Origin of the sequence: Alkalibacillus haloalkaliphilus (genome assembly GCF_007991275.1) — a bacterium.
Lineage (GTDB): Bacteria > Bacillota > Bacilli > Bacillales > Alkalibacillaceae > Alkalibacillus > Alkalibacillus haloalkaliphilus.
Map to the genome: position 1 here is coordinate 123,666 of NZ_BJYA01000003.1, position 20,950 is coordinate 144,615.

Consider the following 20,950-nt stretch of genomic DNA (forward strand, 5'->3'; position numbering starts at 1 on the left):
TTCACCTCATTTTAAGATCTTTGTCTCGCATAAATTTTTATCGGTGTTCCATCAAATCCAAATGCTTCACGAATACGATTTTCTAAAAACCTTTCGTAAGTAAAATGCATTAAACTAGGGTCATTAACAAATACAACAAATGTTGGCGGTTTTGTTGCTACTTGAGTCGTGTATAATATTTTAAGTTTTTGTCCTTTAATAGAAGGTGTTGGATTAATGGCTAGCGAGTCTTCGATTACTTCATTAAGTAAGTTTGTTTTCACTCGTTTTGAATGGTTTTCACTAGATTGGATTATTCTTGGGATCAATGTATGAATCCTTTTTGTCGTTGCTGCAGATAGGAATACAACTGGAGCATACGATAAAAATTGAAATTGCTTTCTTATGTCGTCTTCAAACTTCTTCATAGCATCTTGTGAACTGTCAACTGTATCCCATTTATTAACGACAATAACTATTGCCTTTCCAGCTTCATGTGCATAGCCAGCAATTCTTTTGTCTTGCTCTATTATACCGGTGTCAGCATCGATTACGACTAAAACTACATCCGAGCGTTCGATTGCTTTTAATGCTCTAAGAACACTATACTTTTCAGTTGATTCATACACTTTTCCGCGCTTTCTCATCCCTGCCGTATCAATAATTGTGAATTCTTCACCTTCTCGTTTAAACTCAGTATCGATTGCGTCTTTCGTCGTACCTTCAACATCACTAACAATGACACGGTCTTCGCCGAGTAAAGCGTTAACTAGTGAAGATTTACCAACGTTAGGGCGCCCAATTAATGAAAAATAAATTCGTTCATCATCTTCATCTTGTTGGACATCTGTAGGGAAATGTTTAACGACTTCATCTAAAACGTCACCTAACCCTAAGCCGTGTGTACCTGAAATCGGCATAGGTTGACCTAAACCTAATGAGTAATACTCATATAATAAGTCTTGCATCTCATAATTATCAATTTTGTTAACAGCTAATACAACTGGTTTACTTGATTTGAAAAGAATTTTAGCAACTTCTTCGTCCGCTGCTGTAATTCCCTCTCGACCGTTTACAAGGAACACAATGACATCAGCCTCATTAATGGCAATTTCAGCTTGCTCCCTTATTTGAACAAGCAACGGTTCATCACTTAAATCAATACCACCTGTATCAATTACATTAAATGTGTTATTTAACCATTCCGCTTCAGCATATATACGATCTCGTGTTACACCTGGTACATCTTCTACTATAGAGATTCTCTCTCCAACTAACCGGTTGAAGATTGTTGACTTCCCTACATTAGGCCTTCCTACAATGGCTACTACTGATTTCCTCATCTTTATCATCCTTTAAGCACTATTCACTTTTATTGTGTCCAACTATATTCAATATACGATTAAAAAGAGTGGCGTTTAAAGCCACCCCTTTTAATTACTTATTAAAATCTTTTAACTGATCACCGATTAAGTCTCCAATTTGGAAAGCACTTTCGTCATCTTCTTTTTGATACTTTTCCATCTCTTTGCTTTCTTCTGCTTCTTCTACTTCTTTTATACTTAGAGATATTCTTTGTTCTTTTTCACTAACATCTAGTACTTTCACTTTAACTGTCTGACCAACCTCTAGTACTTCTTGTGGTGTTCCAATATGGTCTTTAGAAATCTCTGAAATGTGAACTAGACCTTCTACTTGTGGAAGCACTTCTACAAATGCACCAAAGTTGACTAGTCGCTTAACAGTTCCTTCTACAATATCACCTGAGTTAAGCTGTTCTTCTATTCCTGCCCACGGTCCTGGTTGTAGATCTTTTATGGATAAACCAATGCGTTCTGTATCACGGTCAACAGTAATCACTTTCACTTTAACTGTTTGGCCTACTTCAACAACATCTTCTGCTTTCTCAATGTGGTCATGAGATAGTTGTGAAATATGAACTAGCCCATCAACACCACCAAGGTCGACGAAAACACCAAAAGACGCGATTCGTTGTACAACGCCTTCAACGACATTTCCTACTTCAAGCTGGTTAAACAGCTCTTCTTTTTTGCGATCTTGTTCAGATTCAGCTACTGCTTTATGTGATAGAATCACTCGATTTCGATCGTCGTTAATTTCAATGATTTTGACCGATAATTGTTTCCCTCTATACTTTTCTAAATCATCAACATAGAAAGTCTCGATATGTGATGCTGGAATAAATCCTCTTATACCAACGTCTACAATTAAGCCTGCTCCAACGACTTCTGTTACAGTTGCCTCTAGCACTTCTTCATTATCATATGCTTTAAGAAGTTGTTCCCATACAACTTTATGATCTTTTGCTTTTTTAGATAAGATAATGACTTCATCTTCTAGTTTAGTAACGATTGCTTGGAACTCATCACCTTCTGATAACACTTCATTTGTATGCTCAACATGCAAATGAGATAGTTCAGAGATTGGTATAATCCCATCAAATTTAGCACCTATATTAACAACTACTTGTTTTTCCTCTAACTTCACAACTGTCGCTGTTACTTCATCACCAACATTTAAAACTTTTTCACTTAAATTTTCATGTCCAGTCATCTTAATTCTTCCTCCTTCTTCCTCAAAAAGAAAAAATAGCTATGTAACTTATAATAAAATAATCATAACATCATTTTTTATTTTCATCTATTAGGGATTGTATATTTTCCATAATTTCATCGGTAACTTCTTGTGCGGATGGTTTGTCTTCCTTCAATGTTTCGAAGTCTATCGGTGGTCCATAAATAACTTTTAACGGTTTAAACCTTTCATACGTACCAATAATAGCACAAGGAATCACAGTAGCATTCGAACGCATTGCAAAAAATCCAGCACCCGCTAATCCTTTTTTAAGTTGTCCATCTTTACTTCGGGTCCCTTCAGGAAACAATCCTAAAGTACCTCCATCTTCAAGAAGCCCTAAACCATTTCTTAAAGCATTACGGTCACGCATTCCCCGTTTAACCGGAAAAGCTTGTAAATTTCTTAATAAGAAACCAATACCTTTCTTTTCAAACAGTTCTTCCTTTGCCATGAAGTTTATGTCTCTAGGACAAGTTATACCAACAACGGGAGGGTCATAATTTGAAATGTGATTTGAACAAATAATTACTGGCCCTTCTTTCGGTACATTTTCCTTACCAAAAATTTTAATTCTAAATAAAAATTTAAATACCGTATAAACAACTGCTTTAGCAAATTTATAAAACATCACTTAAACTCCTTTAAAACTAGAGTGATCTTGAATGATTGTAAGGATACTCTCTTTTACTTCTTCAATTGACTTCGATGTCGTGTCTATTTCTATGGCATCATCAGCTTTCGTTAACGGCGCCATTTCCCTTTGTGAGTCAATTTGGTCACGCCTTTCGATCTCTTCTTTCAATTGCTCTAAATCAGACGAAATACCACGATCAACATTTTCTTTATGACGTCTAATCGCGCGTTCTTCAACTGAGGCTACTAAAAATATTTTCACTTCTGCATTCGGAAGGACATACGTCCCAATATCTCTACCATCTACAACAACATTGGCTTCATCTGCCAACTTTCTTTGCATCTCAACCATATGTTCTCTAACTAATTTATGTTTAGCCACGATTGATACATTGTTTGTCACATCGCTTTGGCGAATATCATCCGATACATCATCACCATCAATTAGAACATCTTGCCCATCTTCTTTATGTCTAAAGGAAATGTTAATTTGTGATGCTAAGTCTGCTAGAGCTTCTTCATCTTCTAAATTAACTTGATTTCGTAAAGCTATTAAAGTTAATGCCCTATACATTGCACCAGTATCTATATAGAGATAATCTAATTTCTTTGCTATTTGTTTTGCTACAGTACTCTTCCCTGCTGCAGCTGGTCCGTCAATTGCTACTCTCATAACTATTCCTCCAGTAATCGCCATTCTTAGCTGTTTTAATTATATTTTTAGTTTTCTTCGTCGCTCTAATTGTCGATCAAAACAGTATTTAATAATAGTCTCTCTCTTGTGTTCTTCTAATGAATTAAATTGAATAGATAATTTATAGCCTTCTCCTTCTTTAAGAGGAGAATAGCGTATGGTTTGTCCTTTAACACTTAAGTAAACGTAATCATTTGCTTCAAATGGTAGAACTAGCATAAGGTCAACTTCTTCGTTTGGCATAAAGGTTTGTTTCATACTTCTAACCGCTAACCCACCACCACTTAAATCTAAAGTATGTGTAATTAATTCTTCTTTCGATTCATCCAATGGATATACTGCCACGTCCAAATTTGTTTCAATTCTTACGTATTCACGCCTTTGGACTTTTATTAACTCTTCAGTTTTTGGGAATGGTATTTCAATCATACTCCTTCCCTTTTTTTTCTTTCTTTTAACTTCAGAGTAATACATATAAACAACATCATGATCACTAATGAATGAAACCCTCACTTTAGTATTTTCTAAAAAGTAAAAGGTTCTACCTGTACTTTGGTTTGTAGGGTAATCAGCATATATTCTTTTTCGATTCAAATCAACGACTTTTGTATGTAACTTTTCTTCTACTTGGTCACCTTTGACTGTTTCTAGTGTTAGCTTCATTCCTACTGTTATCATTTCACTAACCCCTTTTAGTATGAGCTAACTTTATTATGACAAAAAACTATAAAAAGGAAAAGGCTAAGTTGCCTTTTCCTTCTTAAATTTTCCTATTAAATCTTAATTATAGACTTCCTCACTTTGTTTCAAGCGTTCTACTCGTTCCTCAAAACCATCATCAGCGTTAATAAACACACGATAAGTTGTGGAATCTATTGTGCCGAGGATTTCATATGCTAACACTTCTTCACCTAAATCATTTTCTATAACAGCTAATCTCTGTTCCCTTACCTCTAAACTTTGATTAATGTGTTCAGTTGCTTCTTCCTCAGATAAAGTTGCTTCAAAATCACGGCCTGTTCTGGTTTGCTCATTAAACACATAGTCTTTTGCTGTAAGTCCTATTATGTCTCCTTCATCTAATGCCACTTTCACTTGAATACTATCAGGATAATACAGTATATCATCTTGCTCGTGAACAAACTCATATACCCCTACTTTATCGTATTGTATACTTTCAACCATTTTCACATCATCAAAATCAAGGTCTTCTAATAATTGTTGTGCTTCATTCATTCCATCATGTAAGCTTATATTCGCTTCATCAAGATCTCGACTTAAAAGATAAGATAAAACATGACCGCCTTGTCGAGTTATTTCCGCATAGCCATGCAAGTCTTCTGTATCGAACGAAGCGTTATACATCGGAATAACTGAACCTTCACCAGTTTCAGTTACAACTAGCTCAGCCTCGTTATCTAACTCAAAATAGTCTCTAATAATTTCCCGTATATCTTCTTCAGTTTGTTCTTCACCATCTATTTCAACCTCTTGATCACCACGTTCTGCTGCAGAAAGTCCTACTGAATCGTCAAATGTATCATAGCTTTCAGCATTTCTCTCAACTGTTTGTAAACCATTTATGATTGAGTCTTCTCGCGGTTCATTAGTGGCTAACATAACTTCCACATCCATCCACCTAACACCGTCTGATAAAACTTCATGTTGAATGGTTCTTAAATCACGTCTAATTTCATTGGATTGATCTTGAAGTTGGCTTAATGTATTTAATTCGTCGTCAGATAACGGGTCATCATCCAACCCTCTAATCGAGACACGATAGGCAAACTCTCCAATATTGTTTAAAAACTGTTCAGTCTTATTAAATGGTACTAGTGTTAAAGGCAATTGAGATACATCAGCCTTCGCTTCAGACGTAATTTTCCAAATATCTGTCATCTGTGGTGACACATTATCTGGAGCATTCATCGCTAACACGGTATCGATTTTCTCATTCAAAGTATCCACACGGTACGAAAGATCATGGAAAGCACGTTGGTAATTATTTTCCGCTTTAATTAGTACCGCATTTTTTTCTTGTTGTTCTTGATACCCCCAAACAAGGGCACCGATTAATCCAACTAATAGAACAATGTATATAATCCATCTAACTGCACCCATATTTCTAACCTCCTAGTTCATAAATATGTGCTTACCAATTCGTTTAATTTGCGGCCTTGACCAAATCCAGTCTGACGTTGCAGTATCTGGGTTAAAATAGTATGTTGCACCACCTGATGGGTCCCAACCATTAATTGCATCCATCACCGCTTCACGCGCTTGCTCATCCGGTTCCATATATATTTGACCATCATCAACTGCTTCAAAAGCTAGCGGCTCAAATATAATACCTGAAATCGTGTCAGGAAATTCAGGGTCTTCAATTCGGTTTAAAATAACACCCGCAATAGCAACTTGACCATTATATGGCTCACCACGCCCTTCAGCATAAACAGCTTGTGCCATTAGTTGAATATCATTTTGTGAGAATCCGCCTGGCACGTTAACAGCTTCACCTTGTTCGCCTTCAGGTGCTTCTTCTTGTTCTGGTACTTCAGGAACATCACCATCAAAAGTTCCTTCTTGACCTTCTGGTTGCTCACCTGGGTCTGCTTGTTCCTCTTGTCCTGGTGCTTGTTCAGGTGCACCTTCTTCAGCAGGTGGTTGACTTGGTGCTCCTTCACCTGGCGCCCCTTCTCCACTTGGCGGCTGACTTGGTGCTCCTTCACCTGATGGTGGTTGTGCTCCAGAATCATCAGGTGCTTGTCGACCTTGTTCACCATAATGTGTGAAATCTCTTCCTTGATTTAATTGCTCTCTAATCCATTGTTCATCGTACTCGGATGCTCGAATAAGCATATCTTTTGTCTTCTCACCAACTAAACCATCTACTTCTTCTAAACCGAATTCATCTTGGAAATTTCGAACTGCCCAATAAGTCTCCCATCCATAAACTCCATCTATTCGACCATTATAAAAGCCGATATACTGAAGCCTTGATTGTAGTTCTACTACATCATCACCAGTAGCTCCTTTTTGAATTACCTGTTCACTAAAACCTTCAGATGTTTCTTCAGGTAAAAATGCTACTATTCCAACACAAAGCGTTAAAATCATAATAATTTTGCTAATTTGATGTTTCCTTCTCAATGTTGATCCTCCTCAATTACTGACTCTAATCTTGTTGCTTATTTTTTGTATCTTTTCCGTTAATATTCTTTGAAAATAAAAAAAGGCTAACAGAAGAAACAATTACCATCTGTTAGCCTAGATATTTTCTATATTTTTTTAATTAAACTGAATATTACGTTGACCAGTCGACAGCTGTACTGCTAACTTTACCCTAGCCTTTTTACAATCATAGTCATGACCTAATAGCACACCATGGTTCGTTAAGTCATATGCACTACCTTCATAATCATAAGTCGGATAAACAGCACCCTCTTCAGAAGCTGTCGTAATGACGACAATGACCCCTTGTTGAATCGCATTTTTAATAGCTGGCATCATCTTGGGAGGAACTTGCCCTCTACCAACACCTTCTAAAATAATCCCTTTAGTTCCAGCTTGAACAAGACTATCCATAACAGTTCCGTCACCATCAGTGTAACATTTCACTATATCAACACGAGGCAAAAAGCTTCCTAATGGATAAACTTCTCTACCTATTGGTTTCTGATATACTTGGACGATATCGTTATCAATAATTCCTACATAGCCGAACCCAAATGCATTAAAGCCTTGAATGTTACTAGCATGTTCCTTTTTAACATGTTTAGCCGTAAATATTCTTTCATTAAATACAACGACAGTTCCAATACCTCTTAGATCAGAGCTACAAGCAGAGTATATGGCATGCCTTAAATTAATGTAAACATCACTACCTAAGTCACTAATTGACCTTTGCGAACCTGTTACAACAACAGGTCTTTCATCATTAACGGTTAAATCTAAGAAGTATGCGGTTTCTTCAATTGTGTCTGTACCGTGTGTTACAACAACACCTGATACTTCAGGGTCTTGAAAATGATACTCAATTGTCTGCTTTAACTTGATCCAATCATTTGAATCTAAGTGAATACTTGGCTTTTGGAAGGCAGAATCAATTTGAATATCAATTTCAGCTGGTAATTCACATAAATCAGCAAGTTCTTCACCCGTCATAGCTCCTGATGATAATTTTCCACTTGGATGTTTCGGTTTACTTGCTATAGTACCACCTGTTGTAATTAGTACAACTTTACTCATATTCTTCACCTAGTTTCTTTATTTACTATATCGTTTGCAATTTTTTCTCCGTGATGTCTTCCATTCTCAATAAAAATCTCATTGTTGTTATAACCTGCTGCAATAACACCTGATATATAAATGTGGTCAATGTTTGTCTCCATCGACTGTTCTCTGAACTGTGGTCGTCCTGTTTCATGATCAATTTCAATACCAACTGACTTAAGAAACTGTTGGTTTGGGTGGTAACCAATCATTGCAAAAACAAAATTAGCAGTTACTTCCCTCTGTTCGCCTTTAACACTATACCGAACAGATTCTGTAGTAATTTCATCAACTTCAGCATCAAATTCCATTCGAACTTTTTTATGCCTTACTAAAGACTCAAAGTTCGGCAAGATCCATGGTTTAACGCTTGGTGAATAATCACTTCCTCGATATAGTACAGTTACATGAGCACCTGCTTTTTCAAGCTCTAACGCTGCATCAACCGCTGAGTTTTTGCCACCTATAACTACGACATTTTCATTAAAGTAAGGGTGGGCCTCTTTAAAGTAATGATAAACATGAGGCAATGACTCCCCTTTTACATTTAATCGATTTGGATTATCGTAATAACCTGTTGCAATGACTACATAATTGGCGTAATACGTTTTCTCTTCACCTTTTTTTGTTTTCGTTTGCAAAGTATATGCATTATTTTGTTGCTTCTCTAATTTCATGACTTGTTCATAAGTATTTATTCTTAATTCAGTACGCTGTGCGACTGTACGGTAATACGTTAATGCTTCATTTCTTACAGGTTTTTGTCTTTCTGAAATAAACGGTATTTGACCAATCTCTAGTTTTTCACTCGAACTAAAAAAAGTTTGGTGTGTCGGATAATGATATAAAGAATTCGCGACATTTTCTTTTTCAATTAAGAGTGGATCAAAACCTTTTCGTTTTAACTCAATTCCGGTTGACATACCACATGGGCCTGCACCAATTATAATTACTTTCTCGCTTTGCATGTTGTTGACACTCCTATTAGAACTTAAGTACATTCATAATCATCTTCTATTATGTTAAACCGTTTTATGTGAGTAAATTTACAGAACTTAAAATAAATAAATCTCCTACCAATTAATAATGATAGGAGATTTTACTACAATATTCAACTTAAAGATGTTTAAATCCATCCTCTAAAACGAGCTGCTTCAGTCATCTTACGTACGCCAACCATGTATGCAGCTAAACGCATATCAATTTGTCGGTTTTGAGCAGTTGTGTATACATTGTTAAATGCTTTTACTAACACCTCGCGTAATTTCTCCTGAACCTCTTCTTCTTTCCAGTAAAAACCTTGATTGTTTTGGACCCATTCAAAGTAAGATACAGTTACACCACCAGATGATGCAAGTACGTCTGGTACGATTAAAATATCTCTTTCAGTTAGAATTTTCGTTGCTTCTAAAGTTGTTGGACCGTTTGCCGCTTCAACAACAATTTTAGCCTTAATGTCGTTAGCATTATCTTTTGTAATTTGATTTTCGATTGCAGCTGGAACTAAAATGTCTGTATCAAGCTCCAACATTTCTTCATTTGAGATCGTGTCATCAAATAAGTTAGTAACAGTACCAAAACTGTCACGACGGTCTAATAAGTAATCAATATCTAAACCTTCAGGGTCATGTAGTGCCCCTTCAGCATCTGAAATAGCAATAACTTTCGCGCCCATATCGTGCATAAATTTAGCTAAAAAGCTTCCGGCATTACCGAATCCTTGCACTATTACACGTGCATCTTTGATGTCAATTCCACGTTTTTTACATGCTTCCTCAATACAAATTGTAACACCTTTTGCAGTTGCAGATTCTCTACCGTGCGAACCACCTAACACAATTGGTTTACCTGTAATAAAGCCAGGACTATTAAATTCATCAATTCGGCTGTATTCATCCATCATCCAAGCCATAATTTGAGAGTTTGTAAACACGTCAGGAGCAGGGATATCTTTTGTCGGTCCTACCACTTGAGATAGTGCTCTAACATAACCTCTACTTAGTGCTTCCAATTCTCTAAATGACATTTCACGTGGATCACAGATTATACCGCCTTTACCACCACCGTATGGTAAATCCACGATACCAGACTTAAGTGTCATCCAAATTGACAGTGCTCTTACTTCCTTCTCAGTAACATCTGGGTGGAAGCGCACACCACCTTTTGTTGGTCCTACAGCGTCATTGTGTTGAGCTCGATAACCAGTAAATACTTTAATATTACCGTCATCCATCCTTACTGGAATTCTAACAGTAATCATTCTTACAGGTTCCTTCATTAATTCATAAGCTTCTTCAGGATATCCCAATCGATTTAATGCATCTCTAACTACAGATTGTGTAGATACTAGAATGTCATTTGGTTGTTCGTTTTGAGAATCTGCTGACTTTTCGGCTACCATTCGTTTACCTCCTATATCTATGCAAACAATGTTAAGTATGTCTTTCAATGATTAGTATACATCTTAAACAGGAATATGCAATATTATTGCAAGGCAAAATTACTAAAAACTTCGTAAAAATTAGTTATATTTCTCTACTGTTAAATCGATAAATAGTTGAATCATTTCTGCATAACTTAAACCAACTGCTTTTGCAGCGTCAGGATATAAACTAGTCTGCGTCATACCAGGTAACGTGTTAACCTCTAAAATGACTGGTCCTAACTTTTCATTTAAAATGAAATCTACACGTGAATATGTTTCGCAACCTAGCGATTGATGAGCAACTTTTGAGTAATTTAAAATTTTCTCAGTTAAAGCATCGCTAATTTCAGCTGGGACGATATGCTCACTTCCACCTTCAGCATACTTTGACTCATAATCGTAGTATTTACTTTTTGGAACAATTTCGATTACCGGCAACGCTTGTTCATCACCATTATTTCCTAATACAGCTACAGTCAGTTCTCTTCCCTGCACATATGTTTCCACGATTATGTCAGAATCATGCGTAAAAGCTACTTGGATTGCTTCGCTTAATTGATCCCACGTCTCAATTACTGTTAGACCTAAAGTTGAACCTTCTTGGTTAGGTTTAACAACAAATGGTAAATCAAAACTGCTCTTAATATCTTCAAATACTTGTGTTCTCGTTTCTTTAAAGTGATATGTTTTACTTTTAGCAACCGGGATATTATGCATAGCAAACACTTGTTTTGCTTTTGATTTATCCATTGCGAGTGACGAAGCTAAAACACCAGAACCTACATAAGGAATTTCTAATAAATCTAACAGTCCTTGAACTGCCCCATCTTCACCTTGCTTGCCGTGTAAACCAATAAATACTAAGTCCACATCTTTAATTTGATCAATTAATGAGTTTAACTGGCTTGGGTCAAAGTCGATCGCTAAAACATCATGATCTAAATCTTTTAGTGCATTTATAATACCCTTTCCTGTCGATAGAGAAACTTCGCGTTCTTTAGATGTCCCACCATATAATACTGCAATCTTCATGTATTCACCTCAAAAGTCATTTAAAATATTTATTCATTACTTGTATTGCGTTATTTTTTACAATTTCAACACCATATTCTTCTAACACATAAGATGTCATCGTGCTTGGTGCCCCAAACTCTGACATTATGGATATTAAATCTTCACGTTTTTTTGAAAGTAACGTTTGATCTAACACTTTCATGTAATACCTTTGATCATACTGATATACAGAAGCTTCTACATCTTGATTTTGTAACGTTCTCGCTAATTGTATAATGGGTTCAATTGAATCAAAGGAGAACATAATTTCTTTGCTCTCATCCATTGTCACTTTTAACTCGATATACTCATCATCCGTTTCCCCTTCATTTTGTGTTACAACAATGATCATCCCTTGAGCTTGAAGCATATGAACTCGAACAACTAACATTCCATCTAAGTCCATTTCAAGCTCCTCTGATGCCTCATATAACATATCTTGAAAAAGCTGGTTTGCTTTCGGTAAATTGTTCCACAAATCCTCTTTGGAGTAACCACGGTCATTTAAGTCATCATAAGTTAGAAAAATTTTAAACTGGTTAACGCTAATTCGCTCTAGCCTCACGCAACCACCTCCAACTAATATCTTCTTATAGTATATGTCTTTACCACTTAAAAAATTGCCTGTATAGGTATGTATAAATATTAATACCTACACACTATTTTAAATCATATTAAATTAATAAAAAACTGTTAAAACTTATTCAATGAAAAAAATAATCTTTATGGCATTACATATTGATAATATAATGGAATGCTAATAATTAATAATATAAAAAGGATCAACACAAAATGAATACTGAACTTATGTAACGATAAATTAGGCGGGCGTTCACCTTGTTCAGTTTTATCTGAATCACTTTGTTCATCCTGGCTGTTGTTCCGCTTTTTACGATGCACTTTACTTCGCGGAGGTAAATTTAAGACGTCATATTCTTCATGTTTTTCACTACTATTTTTAATTTGTTCTTGTTCAACACTCAATGTTGTCACCTCATAAATAGTCGATAATAAATACCTAATAAGAAATCAATTAAAAAATGTGCTACGAAAGGAACCATTAAATTATTCGTCACTTCGTACATGTAACCGATCAAAAAAGATAATAGCAAAACGGATACTAACAAAACGACCTTATTTAAATACCTGAAATGAATTAAAGCGAATAATAGACTGGCTAAAATAAAACCAGCAAAAGTATGAATAACTCCTCTAAATAGCACCTCTTCTGCAAATGCAATTAAAAGCGTGATTGCAAAAATATGAGGGATCGATAAAGCTTTAAACAATCGTTCATTGACTCCACCGTCATCATAAGATTTCTTCGGTAAAACTTTAACCAAAATTACATTAATAGTGACTATTAGTAAAGCTGGTAAAACGGCAAATACAATTATTTCATTCACATCAAAATACCATAGACCAAAAAATTCGCTTAAAGAATCAAATAAGAAAAAGCCTAAAATCGCTGCAATTAATAAGAACAATAATTGCGAGGCATATACATTGATAATCAATTCACGATCAGACAACTGTTTTACAATTTCGGCCTGGCTTGGTCTCTTGTTCTTTTTCATATAGTCACCTTCTATTAAAAATGGCGTCTAACCGTTTCTCCCAATAAAATGTTATTTTATGATCAACCATCTGATTAGGAAAAGTCCAGTTATCTAAATTAAAGTCACAGTAATCACAACAATATGTAGTTGCATTTTTTACCCCATCTTGAAATGATTGATATAAAGCTTCTCTTCGACAACGAGAATAATGTAACCAACTTAACATTTTAAGTATACTTTCTCTTTTAACTTGCAATCGTTCATCACGGACTTTTTTTAGAGCACTATTTAGATCATGATGATCTCGTATGTTGGAATTAAGTTCTAATTGAAACTTTAAAAACCTTTCCTTAGTTTCACTTAACCCTTCAACTTCATTTCCATTTAATCGTTCGCTTATAAACCACTCTAATTCATCATCATTGGGCAATTCTTGACTGATTAGCTGAAAGGGAATTGTTTCATCTCCTGGCTGATATAACATCGTTGCGACACTATGTTCATCATCTCGCCCTGCCCTTCCAACTTCTTGTATATAAGATTCCAAATTAGATGGCATATGATAGTGGATAATTAGTCTAATATTTGCTTTATCAACACCCATTCCAAAAGCGCTCGTGCAACAAATAACGTCTAACTGATCATACATAAATTGTTGTTGAATTAACAACCTTTCATCTTGATCCATTCCACCATGGTAGTAAGCCACTTTTCGATTAGGGAACTGTTGTTGTAACTTTCTCGCTACTTCTTCACTGACCTGTCTACTCGAAAAATAAACCATAGTTGGCACATGATTATTGTGTAATAACTCTTTTAAAGATTCCTCTTTATGTTTTTGGTCTTCTACTTTCTTTACCGACAAAGTAATATTTGGTCGATCAATTGGATAAAGGATTTTATCCATTTTAATTTGTAAATGTTTAATAATATCATCTTGTACTTGTGGTGTAGCCGTTGCACTTAGTGCTAATACTGTAGGCTCTTTTAGTTGCTTAAAAATTGTATGTAATTTCATATAATCTGTTCTGAACTCATGTCCCCATTGTGAGATACAGTGCGCTTCATCAATGACTAAATATGAAACATTTACTTGCTTTAATCTTGCAATAACTCTTTCTTGTTGTAACATTTCAGGTGAACAATAAATTAACTTGTACTCGTTTATATTATTTAATATCTTTTGTTTCGCTTTCTCATCAACTAAGCTATTGATTGCTGCCACTTTTTTGATGCCTTTTGATTTTAGTATTTTTACTTGATCGACCATTAAAGAAATAAGCGGAGACACTACTACAGTAATTCCTTCTGTAATCAAAGCAGGTAGTTGATATGTAATCGACTTTCCGCTTCCTGTAGGTAAAGTAGCTAACGTATGTCTGCCGTTTAAAATGGATTGGATAATGTCTTTTTGACCGTCTCGAAATTGACTATGGTTAAAGTAGGTCCGTAAGTGCTCTTCTAATTTAGAATGATTGGCCATCTTGAACCTCCTGCTTATGTCGTTCAGCCCCTAGACGAGCCAAAGTTAGTCTAATTTGAAAATAGGTAACATCCTCTGGTAGCTGCTCTTTAATTAGTTTTAACCGCTTAGTAGTTAAACGATTAATAGCATCTTCAATCAAACTGTAGACACGTTGCGACACATATTCGTCTATTTTAAAAGCTTGGTCTTTCGTAGCAATTTCGACGATGTGGTCTTCTATCGTACTTCTTTTCAAATGACGTACGTACGCAATTTGTTCAACCGTGTAACCTTGGTCAATCTTTTCATAAGTCATTTGTGCCGAATGCGTTAATGATGTTTCGTTGCGATTCATTAAAAATTTATAACAAACTGGGAAATGATTATGGTCTTTCAAAATATATTCAATCCATAAATGAACGGTTGAAATAATATGTAGCTGAACCACTCGTTCTGGTTGATTAAATTCGGATGCTATTTGGTTAAGGCTTAGCCCAACTTGGTCAGCACCTGTAAAGCTCATCATCATTAAATTAGCTCGCTTTTCATCGACGAGTTGAAATAATTGGTGAAGTTCTTGATATAACCCTTCTCCATTACTAGAAATGAGCTGAGATTCTTTTAACACGTTTTTTACATCTCTTTGTACTTCATCATTGTCTGAGACAGGTAAAAAATTATTTTGACCTTTTATTAGATGTGATGTCGATTGAACAAGAAGCTGTAACTTCCGGTAAAATGGTAGAGCTATTTGACTATATTTCTCACCGTTAAAATAAAGGTTTGAAAACCATTGCTCCTCCTTATTAAGCTTGTGTGCTTCTTCAGTTAAGTAGGTCAACTCTCCGCTGTTGAATAGAAGTCCTTTTGAAATAAGACGATCAATATAGTAGTCAAATTCATCTTTGCTTAACTTTGGTAAAATTCCTAGGTAAGGACTAAGTCTAAACAATTGGCTATCTTGAATGGTCTGGGCAGATTTCTTACCTTTTAATATGTGATAAATTGAACTAGTTGTCCGTTGATTTTCTATGTAACTTAGTAAATACAATATTAGTCTTTCAAATAACATTTGCATCGCTCTCCAGTATTTACACCATTATATCATTCGTAAAATGTTGCATTCTATTGTCTATCTATTTAAAATTATAATATAATGACTAGGATTGGGGATGATTTTATTGCCTAAGTACACGTTAGTTGACCAAGATACTTGTATCGCATGTGGTGCTTGTGGCGCAGCAGCCCCTGATTTATTTGACTACGATGAAGAAGGAATTGCTTATAATATGATTGACCATAACACTGGTACCGTTTCTATACCTGAAGAACTAGAAGAGGACTTAGAAGATGCATATGAAGGTTGTCCTACTTCTTCAATTAAAGTAAATCAACAAGCATTTGAAATAAGAAGTTCATAATTAATAAACTGTAGGTGGTCAAATATGGCCACCTAATTTTATGAAATTCTTTCTAAAAACTGATAAGTCTCCTTATAATCAGTACTTCTCATATACACATTTAATGAGCGGTCAACAACTCGATAATGGTTATGTATATAATGTTTCTGTAAACTGTACCCTTCATGTTCGATAATTGGTTTCCAATATTCGTCTAGGCTGTCATAATAGTTTTCTTTTTGAAATACTGTTTTTCGACTGTATGTTTGTAGACACTCAATAGGGTTACGATCACCTAAAGTATATTGAACGGTTGGACTGTCTTTAAATAACGATACAAAAGCCACAATGGTTGGCCAATTGGCTGGCTTTCTCCCCTTTTCAATCTCCACCAATGTTTTCTTAGAAATGCCTAGTATGTGACACATTTCGTTTTGGGTGATTCCTTGTTCGGCACGTACGACTCTAATTCTAGTTGAGACTAATGATTGAATCGTTTCAAAATCCATTTTACTACACCCTTCAACAAAAATTGTTTCATTATCTTATATTTTAACATGGTTGTTTCTTTTCTTACTATATAAAGATTGATATAATGAGTAGGCAAAATAAAGTTTAAGGAGGAAACATTGTGGCTACAAACAAAATTACAGATGTATTCGTAGAAATTCCTACAGGAAGTCAAAACAAATATGAATTTGATAAAGAAAAAGGTGTCTTTAAATTAGACCGTGTTCTTTTCTCAGCACAATTCTACCCTGCAGAATATGGTTATATTGATGAAACATTAGCTTTAGATAACGATCCATTAGATGCTCTAGTATTAACAACTAACCCAACATTCCCTGGATGTGTAATCGAATCTAAAGTGCTAGGTTTCTTAAACATGATCGATGACGGTGAGGAAGACCAAAAACTTATTGCCGTTCCAGTTGAAGATCCACGTTTTAAAGACGTTAATTCTTTAGATGACTTACCACAACATAAGCTAGATGAAATTTCTCATTTCTTCCAAACATATAAAGACTTACAAGGTAAGAAAACAGAGATTGGTGAATATGAAGGCGTTGAAGCTGCTAATAAGCTAATTGATGAGTGCATCGCACGTTACCAAGAAAAATAAGTTCTTTTAAAAAAGGCTGTCTCATTTAATTGAGACAGCCTTTTTTTGTTAACTTTTCGGCAATGTAAATGTAAATGATGTGCCTTCATTATATTTACTCTTAGCATATATGTTCCCATTATGAGCTTCGACAATATGCTTGGCAATCGATAATCCCAACCCAGTACCTTTCTTAGATTGGTTTCTCGTTCTAGCTTTATCACTCTTGTAAAATCTCTCAAAAACGAAAGGTAAATCTTCTTCAGAAATACCAGAACCGTTATCTTGAACCTCAACAACGACACTATCATTTTGTTCAGTTACATTAACTTTCACAAGGCCACCAACATCAGTATGTCTAAAGGCATTATCAATTAGGTTCGTTAAAACTTGTTCGATTCGATCAGGGTCGATGTTTACGAATTGGTCCTTAATTGATATATGTGTATCAAATTCAATATTCTGTTCAGTTGAAACGTTAATGAATTTTCTAGCTACTCGTTCAATAAAATGTTGGAAGTTGACTTCCTCAATATTCAATTGAATATGCCCAGCTTCCATTCTAGCCAAGTCTAATAATTCATTAACTAAACGCCCCATACGTAAGGACTCATCGTAAATAATTTGGGCCAACTCCTGCTTTTCTTCTTTCGTTTCAGCAACGTCATCAACAATCGCTTCTGAATAACCTTGCATCATAGAAATTGGTGTTCTTAATTCGTGCGATACGTTAGCTAAGAAGTCTTTCCTTAACTTATCAAGTTGTCGTTCGTCTGTCATATCACGAATAATAGCAACAACACCTACAACGACCGAGTCATCATATAAAGGGGTCATGACGAGTACATACGAACGCCCTTGGACGACTATTTCTGTTGAGTGTTCTTCTTCATTTGCTAAAACTTGAGTGAAGTATCCTTTTAACTCATATGGAAGTTCATCTTTTTGCAAACTATTCTCATACACTAACTGTTCTAAAAACTGTTCAGCAGGCGGGTTAATAATTAATACATCAAGTTTACGATTAACTGTAATAACCCCATCTGCCATTGATTTAAGGATACTAGATAGCTGTGATTTCTCTTGGTTTAGTGCAGTAATATGATAATTTAACTGCCTTCTCATCAAGTTAAAGGAATTAGCTAATTCTCCGATTTCATCATAAGTTAAGACTGGCACTTTCGTATGAAATTCTCCTCGAGCTAATTCTGAAGCAGCTTTTCTCATTTTTATTAACGGAGCTGTAATTCTAGTTGATAAGAAAAATGCAAAGATTGTCGTTAAAACAATAGCTATAGATGCTGCTAATAATATAATGTTTGTCGTTTGTTCCGTTGTTTCTTCAACAACATTTAAAGATTGATAAACATAAATTGCGCCTCGCTCATCATGTGTAGGAACACCAACAATTATTATGTCTTCTTTTGCTTCTGGTAATGTAGAGATCTCTTTTATGTGTTCACCGTGTGAAAACACTCGACTAATATCTGTCTGAGTAATGAACCACGTCGGCTCAATTTCTAAATACTCTTCATACGTATCGTTTTGCCAATACTGATGTTCATCAAAAAAGATTGTCACACGTGTGGAAGGATCCATTAATTGGTTAACGGTGTCAATACTAACATCTTCATTCTCGTGGCTTTCGACTAATGATTGAACACTTTCCGCCTGGTTTAGAAGATTCATTTCAGCATCTTCAACATAGAAATTCTCAAAAAACTCAAGTAAAAGCACTGTCAATATTAAAAGTACGAAAGCCACTAACATAATAATCGTTAACCAAAGCTTGAAAACAACACTTTTCCAAAACATTACGCGTCTTTAACCTCAAACTTGTAGCCTACACCCCATACTGTTACGATCATTTTTGCTGCGTCCTCTGATACTTTATTTAGTTTTTCACGTAAACGTTTAACGTGAGTGTCTACGGTTCTTAAATCACCAAAAAACTCATATTCCCACACTTCTTTTAGTAACTCTTCACGATCAAATACTTTGTCTGGTGATTTCGCTAAATAATAAAGTAGTTCATATTCTTTTGGTGTTAGGCTTACTTCGGTATCATCTGCCAAAACACGATGAGCGTCTTTATCTATTGTCAGATGAGGGAAGACTAACACATTTTGAGAATCAGGCTTAGTCTCTAAATATTTCGTTGCTGAAGAACGTCTTAACAAAGCCTTTACCCTTAGGACGACTTCTCGTGGGCTAAATGGTTTTACGATATAATCATCAGCCCCTGCTTCAAAACCGTGCACTCGATTTGATTCTTCACCTTTTGCCGTAAGCATGATGACAGGTGTAGCTTTTTGCTCCCTTAATTGTTCACAAACTTCCATACCATCGATACCAGGCAACATTAGGTCTAATAGTATTAAGTCATAATCTTGGTTCAAAGCTTTAGCTAATGCACCATCACCATCTTCAGCTTCATCTATCTCAAATCCTTCGCGTTCTAAATAAAGCCTTAACAAGCGACGAATGCGTTCCTCATCATCAACAACTAAAATCTTTGCCTCTTCTGACATACTAGACAACTCCTTCTATAAAATATTTACGAAGCATACGAATGTAAACCTGCAATAACAAGGTTAATGACAATTAAGTTAAACATAATAATTACAAAGCCAATTACTGCTAACCATGCAGATTTCTTACCATGCCAACCTCTTGTTAATCTCAAGTGTAGGAACACGGCATAGAATAACCATGTGATTAAGGCCCACACTTCTTTCGGGTCCCAACCCCAGAAACGACCCCATGCTTCTTGAGCCCAAATCGCTGCAAAGATCAAGCCCCCTAATGTAAATAGTGGGAAACCAATCGCGATCGAACGATACATGACATCATCTACAACATCAGGGTTAATTTTACCAAACTTATTTTGTAAAGAAGCTCCGATTCTTTTACCTTTAAGCATTAGTCTAACTAAACCATATAACAGCAAGCCTGCTAATAATGATAATGTTAGTGTATTCAGTTTCTTACCTGCATCAATACCTTGCATCCATGCCGGTGTTTCTAAACCTGAATTAAAGCGGTCTTCTGTCATAAGCTCAGAATTATTTGGCTGAAATAACGCAGGCTTATCGTATTCAATCTCATATTGATAACCGTCAGCTTCTTGAATGAATGTTGCTTCATAATCCATTGCTCCAAAACCAGTTGAAAGAATTATGAAACCAACCGTTGAAAGTACTGCATATATAATAATTTCTAGAAAAGTTGTTTCTTTATTTCTTACCGTTTGGTCAACTTTCACTATTAAGAATAGCAAACCTGCTATGAAACTAATAGCTAATATAGCTTGAGCTAACCCAACTAAAGTTACGTGAATGTATAACCAATGTGACTGTAAAGATGGTACTAATGGCGATACTTCTTGCGGGAACATACTGCCATAACCAATAATTACAATCGCAATAGGCAAGGCTACTAAACCTAAAGCAGGTATACCATATACGAAATGAATGACAATAAAACATAGAACTAACATTAAGCCAAAGAACGTAATATACTCGAACATATTACTTACTGGAATGTGTCCGGCTTCGACCCACCTAAAAATATAAGCCGTTAAATGTGAAGCAAAACCAATAATAGTAAATGTCATTGCAAGTTTTGTAGCTTTAGACTTTTTATTTTCATCTCTATTGTTTCCTAAAGTCATTCCGAAAAATGCTGTTGCAATTAAATAAACGAAAAAAGTTATATAGAGAAATGTACTACTTAAAACATAAAAATCCATCTTATCCCTCCTCGGGTCG

22 protein-coding genes are annotated in these 20,950 nt (G+C 35.4%); 2 read left to right on the forward strand and 20 right to left on the reverse strand.

Annotated elements, in window-relative coordinates:
* Positions 1-11: 11 nt before the first annotated feature.
* The 16 genes from der to AHA02nite_RS04755 form a co-directional block, all read right to left on the reverse strand.
* Positions 12-1,322 carry a ribosome biogenesis GTPase Der gene (gene der, locus AHA02nite_RS04680; protein ID WP_146814871.1) on the reverse strand — a complete coding sequence of 437 codons (1,311 nt, stop codon included), beginning with the start codon at positions 1,320-1,322 and terminating at the stop codon, positions 12-14.
* 94 nt (positions 1,323-1,416) lie between these two features.
* Positions 1,417-2,553, reverse strand: coding sequence for a 30S ribosomal protein S1 (rpsA, locus tag AHA02nite_RS04685; RefSeq protein WP_146814873.1), 1,137 nt, complete (start codon positions 2,551-2,553; stop codon positions 1,417-1,419).
* Between the two features lie 70 nt (positions 2,554-2,623).
* Entirely contained in the window at positions 2,624-3,205 is a 582-nt protein-coding gene (locus AHA02nite_RS04690; RefSeq protein ID WP_146814875.1) for a lysophospholipid acyltransferase family protein, read from the reverse strand.
* Positions 3,206-3,208: 3 nt separating this feature from the next.
* On the reverse strand, positions 3,209-3,883 hold the full coding sequence (gene cmk / locus AHA02nite_RS04695; protein ID WP_146814877.1) for a (d)CMP kinase: 675 nt from the start codon (positions 3,881-3,883) through the stop codon (positions 3,209-3,211).
* 39 nt (positions 3,884-3,922) lie between these two features.
* The gene (locus AHA02nite_RS04700) at positions 3,923-4,582 is read right to left on the reverse strand and encodes a flagellar brake protein (RefSeq protein WP_146814879.1); all 660 of its coding nucleotides are present in this window, start codon (positions 4,580-4,582) and stop codon (positions 3,923-3,925) included.
* 102 nt (positions 4,583-4,684) lie between these two features.
* Positions 4,685-6,025, reverse strand: coding sequence for a germination protein YpeB (gene ypeB / locus AHA02nite_RS04705; protein WP_146814881.1), 1,341 nt, complete (start codon positions 6,023-6,025; stop codon positions 4,685-4,687).
* Positions 6,026-6,037: 12 nt separating this feature from the next.
* Positions 6,038-7,021 (reverse strand): spore cortex-lytic enzyme, encoded by a 984-nt coding sequence (gene sleB, locus AHA02nite_RS04710; protein WP_246118817.1) that lies wholly within the window; start codon positions 7,019-7,021, stop codon positions 6,038-6,040.
* Positions 7,022-7,192: 171 nt separating this feature from the next.
* The gene (locus AHA02nite_RS04715; RefSeq protein WP_146814884.1) at positions 7,193-8,152 is read right to left on the reverse strand and encodes an asparaginase; all 960 of its coding nucleotides are present in this window, start codon (positions 8,150-8,152) and stop codon (positions 7,193-7,195) included.
* 5 nt (positions 8,153-8,157) lie between these two features.
* On the reverse strand, positions 8,158-9,144 hold the full coding sequence (locus AHA02nite_RS04720; protein WP_146814886.1) for a YpdA family putative bacillithiol disulfide reductase: 987 nt from the start codon (positions 9,142-9,144) through the stop codon (positions 8,158-8,160).
* A 158-nt stretch (positions 9,145-9,302) separates the two neighbouring features.
* The gene (locus AHA02nite_RS04725; protein ID WP_146814887.1) at positions 9,303-10,577 is read right to left on the reverse strand and encodes a Glu/Leu/Phe/Val family dehydrogenase; all 1,275 of its coding nucleotides are present in this window, start codon (positions 10,575-10,577) and stop codon (positions 9,303-9,305) included.
* Positions 10,578-10,697: 120 nt separating this feature from the next.
* The gene (locus AHA02nite_RS04730; protein WP_146814889.1) at positions 10,698-11,633 is read right to left on the reverse strand and encodes a D-alanine--D-alanine ligase family protein; all 936 of its coding nucleotides are present in this window, start codon (positions 11,631-11,633) and stop codon (positions 10,698-10,700) included.
* Positions 11,634-11,649: 16 nt separating this feature from the next.
* A complete protein-coding gene (locus AHA02nite_RS04735) occupies positions 11,650-12,219 on the reverse strand; it encodes a genetic competence negative regulator (RefSeq protein ID WP_146814891.1) in 570 nt (189 codons plus the stop codon).
* Positions 12,220-12,377: 158 nt separating this feature from the next.
* Positions 12,378-12,638, reverse strand: coding sequence for a hypothetical protein (locus tag AHA02nite_RS04740; RefSeq protein WP_146814893.1), 261 nt, complete (start codon positions 12,636-12,638; stop codon positions 12,378-12,380).
* A 5-nt stretch (positions 12,639-12,643) separates the two neighbouring features.
* Positions 12,644-13,231: a CPBP family intramembrane glutamic endopeptidase gene (locus AHA02nite_RS04745; protein WP_146814895.1), complete on the reverse strand. Its 588-nt coding sequence runs from the start codon at positions 13,229-13,231 to the stop codon at positions 12,644-12,646.
* A gap of 4 nt (positions 13,232-13,235) precedes the next feature.
* Complete coding sequence (locus AHA02nite_RS04750) at positions 13,236-14,696, reverse strand: RecQ family ATP-dependent DNA helicase (protein WP_146814897.1); 1,461 nt, start codon at positions 14,694-14,696, stop codon at positions 13,236-13,238.
* Complete coding sequence (locus AHA02nite_RS04755) at positions 14,680-15,750, reverse strand: helix-turn-helix domain-containing protein (protein WP_218025400.1); 1,071 nt, start codon at positions 15,748-15,750, stop codon at positions 14,680-14,682. Before AHA02nite_RS04755 ends, AHA02nite_RS04750 begins: the two co-directional genes overlap by 17 nt.
* A gap of 109 nt (positions 15,751-15,859) precedes the next feature.
* On the opposite strand from AHA02nite_RS04755, the gene AHA02nite_RS04760 reads away from it, so the two are divergent.
* Complete coding sequence (locus AHA02nite_RS04760) at positions 15,860-16,099, forward strand: ferredoxin (protein ID WP_146814901.1); 240 nt, start codon at positions 15,860-15,862, stop codon at positions 16,097-16,099.
* A gap of 38 nt (positions 16,100-16,137) precedes the next feature.
* Here the strand turns inward: AHA02nite_RS04760 and AHA02nite_RS04765 are convergent, their stop codons facing one another.
* Positions 16,138-16,587 carry a helix-turn-helix transcriptional regulator gene (locus AHA02nite_RS04765; protein WP_146814903.1) on the reverse strand — a complete coding sequence of 150 codons (450 nt, stop codon included), beginning with the start codon at positions 16,585-16,587 and terminating at the stop codon, positions 16,138-16,140.
* 119 nt (positions 16,588-16,706) lie between these two features.
* Between AHA02nite_RS04765 and AHA02nite_RS04770 the strand changes: the two genes are divergently transcribed.
* Positions 16,707-17,201: an inorganic diphosphatase gene (locus tag AHA02nite_RS04770; RefSeq protein ID WP_146814905.1), complete on the forward strand. Its 495-nt coding sequence runs from the start codon at positions 16,707-16,709 to the stop codon at positions 17,199-17,201.
* A gap of 48 nt (positions 17,202-17,249) precedes the next feature.
* Here AHA02nite_RS04770 and AHA02nite_RS04775 read toward each other — a convergent pair whose 3' ends face one another.
* The 3 genes from AHA02nite_RS04775 to ccsB are packed head-to-tail and all read right to left on the reverse strand — an operon-like array spanning position 17,250 to position 20,931.
* Complete coding sequence (locus tag AHA02nite_RS04775) at positions 17,250-18,995, reverse strand: ATP-binding protein (RefSeq protein ID WP_146814907.1); 1,746 nt, start codon at positions 18,993-18,995, stop codon at positions 17,250-17,252.
* Positions 18,995-19,711 carry a response regulator transcription factor gene (locus tag AHA02nite_RS04780; protein WP_146814909.1) on the reverse strand — a complete coding sequence of 239 codons (717 nt, stop codon included), beginning with the start codon at positions 19,709-19,711 and terminating at the stop codon, positions 18,995-18,997. The genes AHA02nite_RS04775 and AHA02nite_RS04780 overlap by 1 nt, the downstream gene beginning before the upstream one ends.
* Positions 19,712-19,737: 26 nt before the next feature.
* Entirely contained in the window at positions 19,738-20,931 is a 1,194-nt protein-coding gene (ccsB, locus tag AHA02nite_RS04785) for a c-type cytochrome biogenesis protein CcsB (RefSeq protein WP_146814911.1), read from the reverse strand.
* Positions 20,932-20,950 lie beyond the last annotated feature (19 nt).

Bases quoted from the DNA above. Each gene is read 5' to 3' on its own strand.
- der (WP_146814871.1), bottom strand. From the start codon at position 1,322: ATGAGGAAATCAGTAGTAGCCATTGTAGGAAGGCCTAATGTAGGGAAG.
- rpsA (WP_146814873.1), bottom strand. From the start codon at position 2,553: ATGACTGGACATGAAAATTTAAGTGAAAAAGTTTTAAATGTTGGTGAT.
- AHA02nite_RS04690 (WP_146814875.1), bottom strand. From the start codon at position 3,205: ATGTTTTATAAATTTGCTAAAGCAGTTGTTTATACGGTATTTAAATTT.
- cmk (WP_146814877.1), bottom strand. From the start codon at position 3,883: ATGAGAGTAGCAATTGACGGACCAGCTGCAGCAGGGAAGAGTACTGTA.
- AHA02nite_RS04700 (WP_146814879.1), bottom strand. From the start codon at position 4,582: ATGATAACAGTAGGAATGAAGCTAACACTAGAAACAGTCAAAGGTGAC.
- ypeB (WP_146814881.1), bottom strand. From the start codon at position 6,025: ATGGGTGCAGTTAGATGGATTATATACATTGTTCTATTAGTTGGATTA.
- sleB (WP_246118817.1), bottom strand. From the start codon at position 7,021: ATGATTTTAACGCTTTGTGTTGGAATAGTAGCATTTTTACCTGAAGAA.
- AHA02nite_RS04715 (WP_146814884.1), bottom strand. From the start codon at position 8,152: ATGAGTAAAGTTGTACTAATTACAACAGGTGGTACTATAGCAAGTAAA.
- AHA02nite_RS04720 (WP_146814886.1), bottom strand. From the start codon at position 9,144: ATGCAAAGCGAGAAAGTAATTATAATTGGTGCAGGCCCATGTGGTATG.
- AHA02nite_RS04725 (WP_146814887.1), bottom strand. From the start codon at position 10,577: ATGGTAGCCGAAAAGTCAGCAGATTCTCAAAACGAACAACCAAATGAC.
- AHA02nite_RS04730 (WP_146814889.1), bottom strand. From the start codon at position 11,633: ATGAAGATTGCAGTATTATATGGTGGGACATCTAAAGAACGCGAAGTT.
- AHA02nite_RS04745 (WP_146814895.1), bottom strand. From the start codon at position 13,231: ATGAAAAAGAACAAGAGACCAAGCCAGGCCGAAATTGTAAAACAGTTG.
- AHA02nite_RS04750 (WP_146814897.1), bottom strand. From the start codon at position 14,696: ATGGCCAATCATTCTAAATTAGAAGAGCACTTACGGACCTACTTTAAC.
- AHA02nite_RS04755 (WP_218025400.1), bottom strand. From the start codon at position 15,750: ATGTTATTTGAAAGACTAATATTGTATTTACTAAGTTACATAGAAAAT.
- AHA02nite_RS04765 (WP_146814903.1), bottom strand. From the start codon at position 16,587: ATGGATTTTGAAACGATTCAATCATTAGTCTCAACTAGAATTAGAGTC.
- AHA02nite_RS04775 (WP_146814907.1), bottom strand. From the start codon at position 18,995: ATGTTTTGGAAAAGTGTTGTTTTCAAGCTTTGGTTAACGATTATTATG.
- AHA02nite_RS04780 (WP_146814909.1), bottom strand. From the start codon at position 19,711: ATGTCAGAAGAGGCAAAGATTTTAGTTGTTGATGATGAGGAACGCATT.
- ccsB (WP_146814911.1), bottom strand. From the start codon at position 20,931: ATGGATTTTTATGTTTTAAGTAGTACATTTCTCTATATAACTTTTTTC.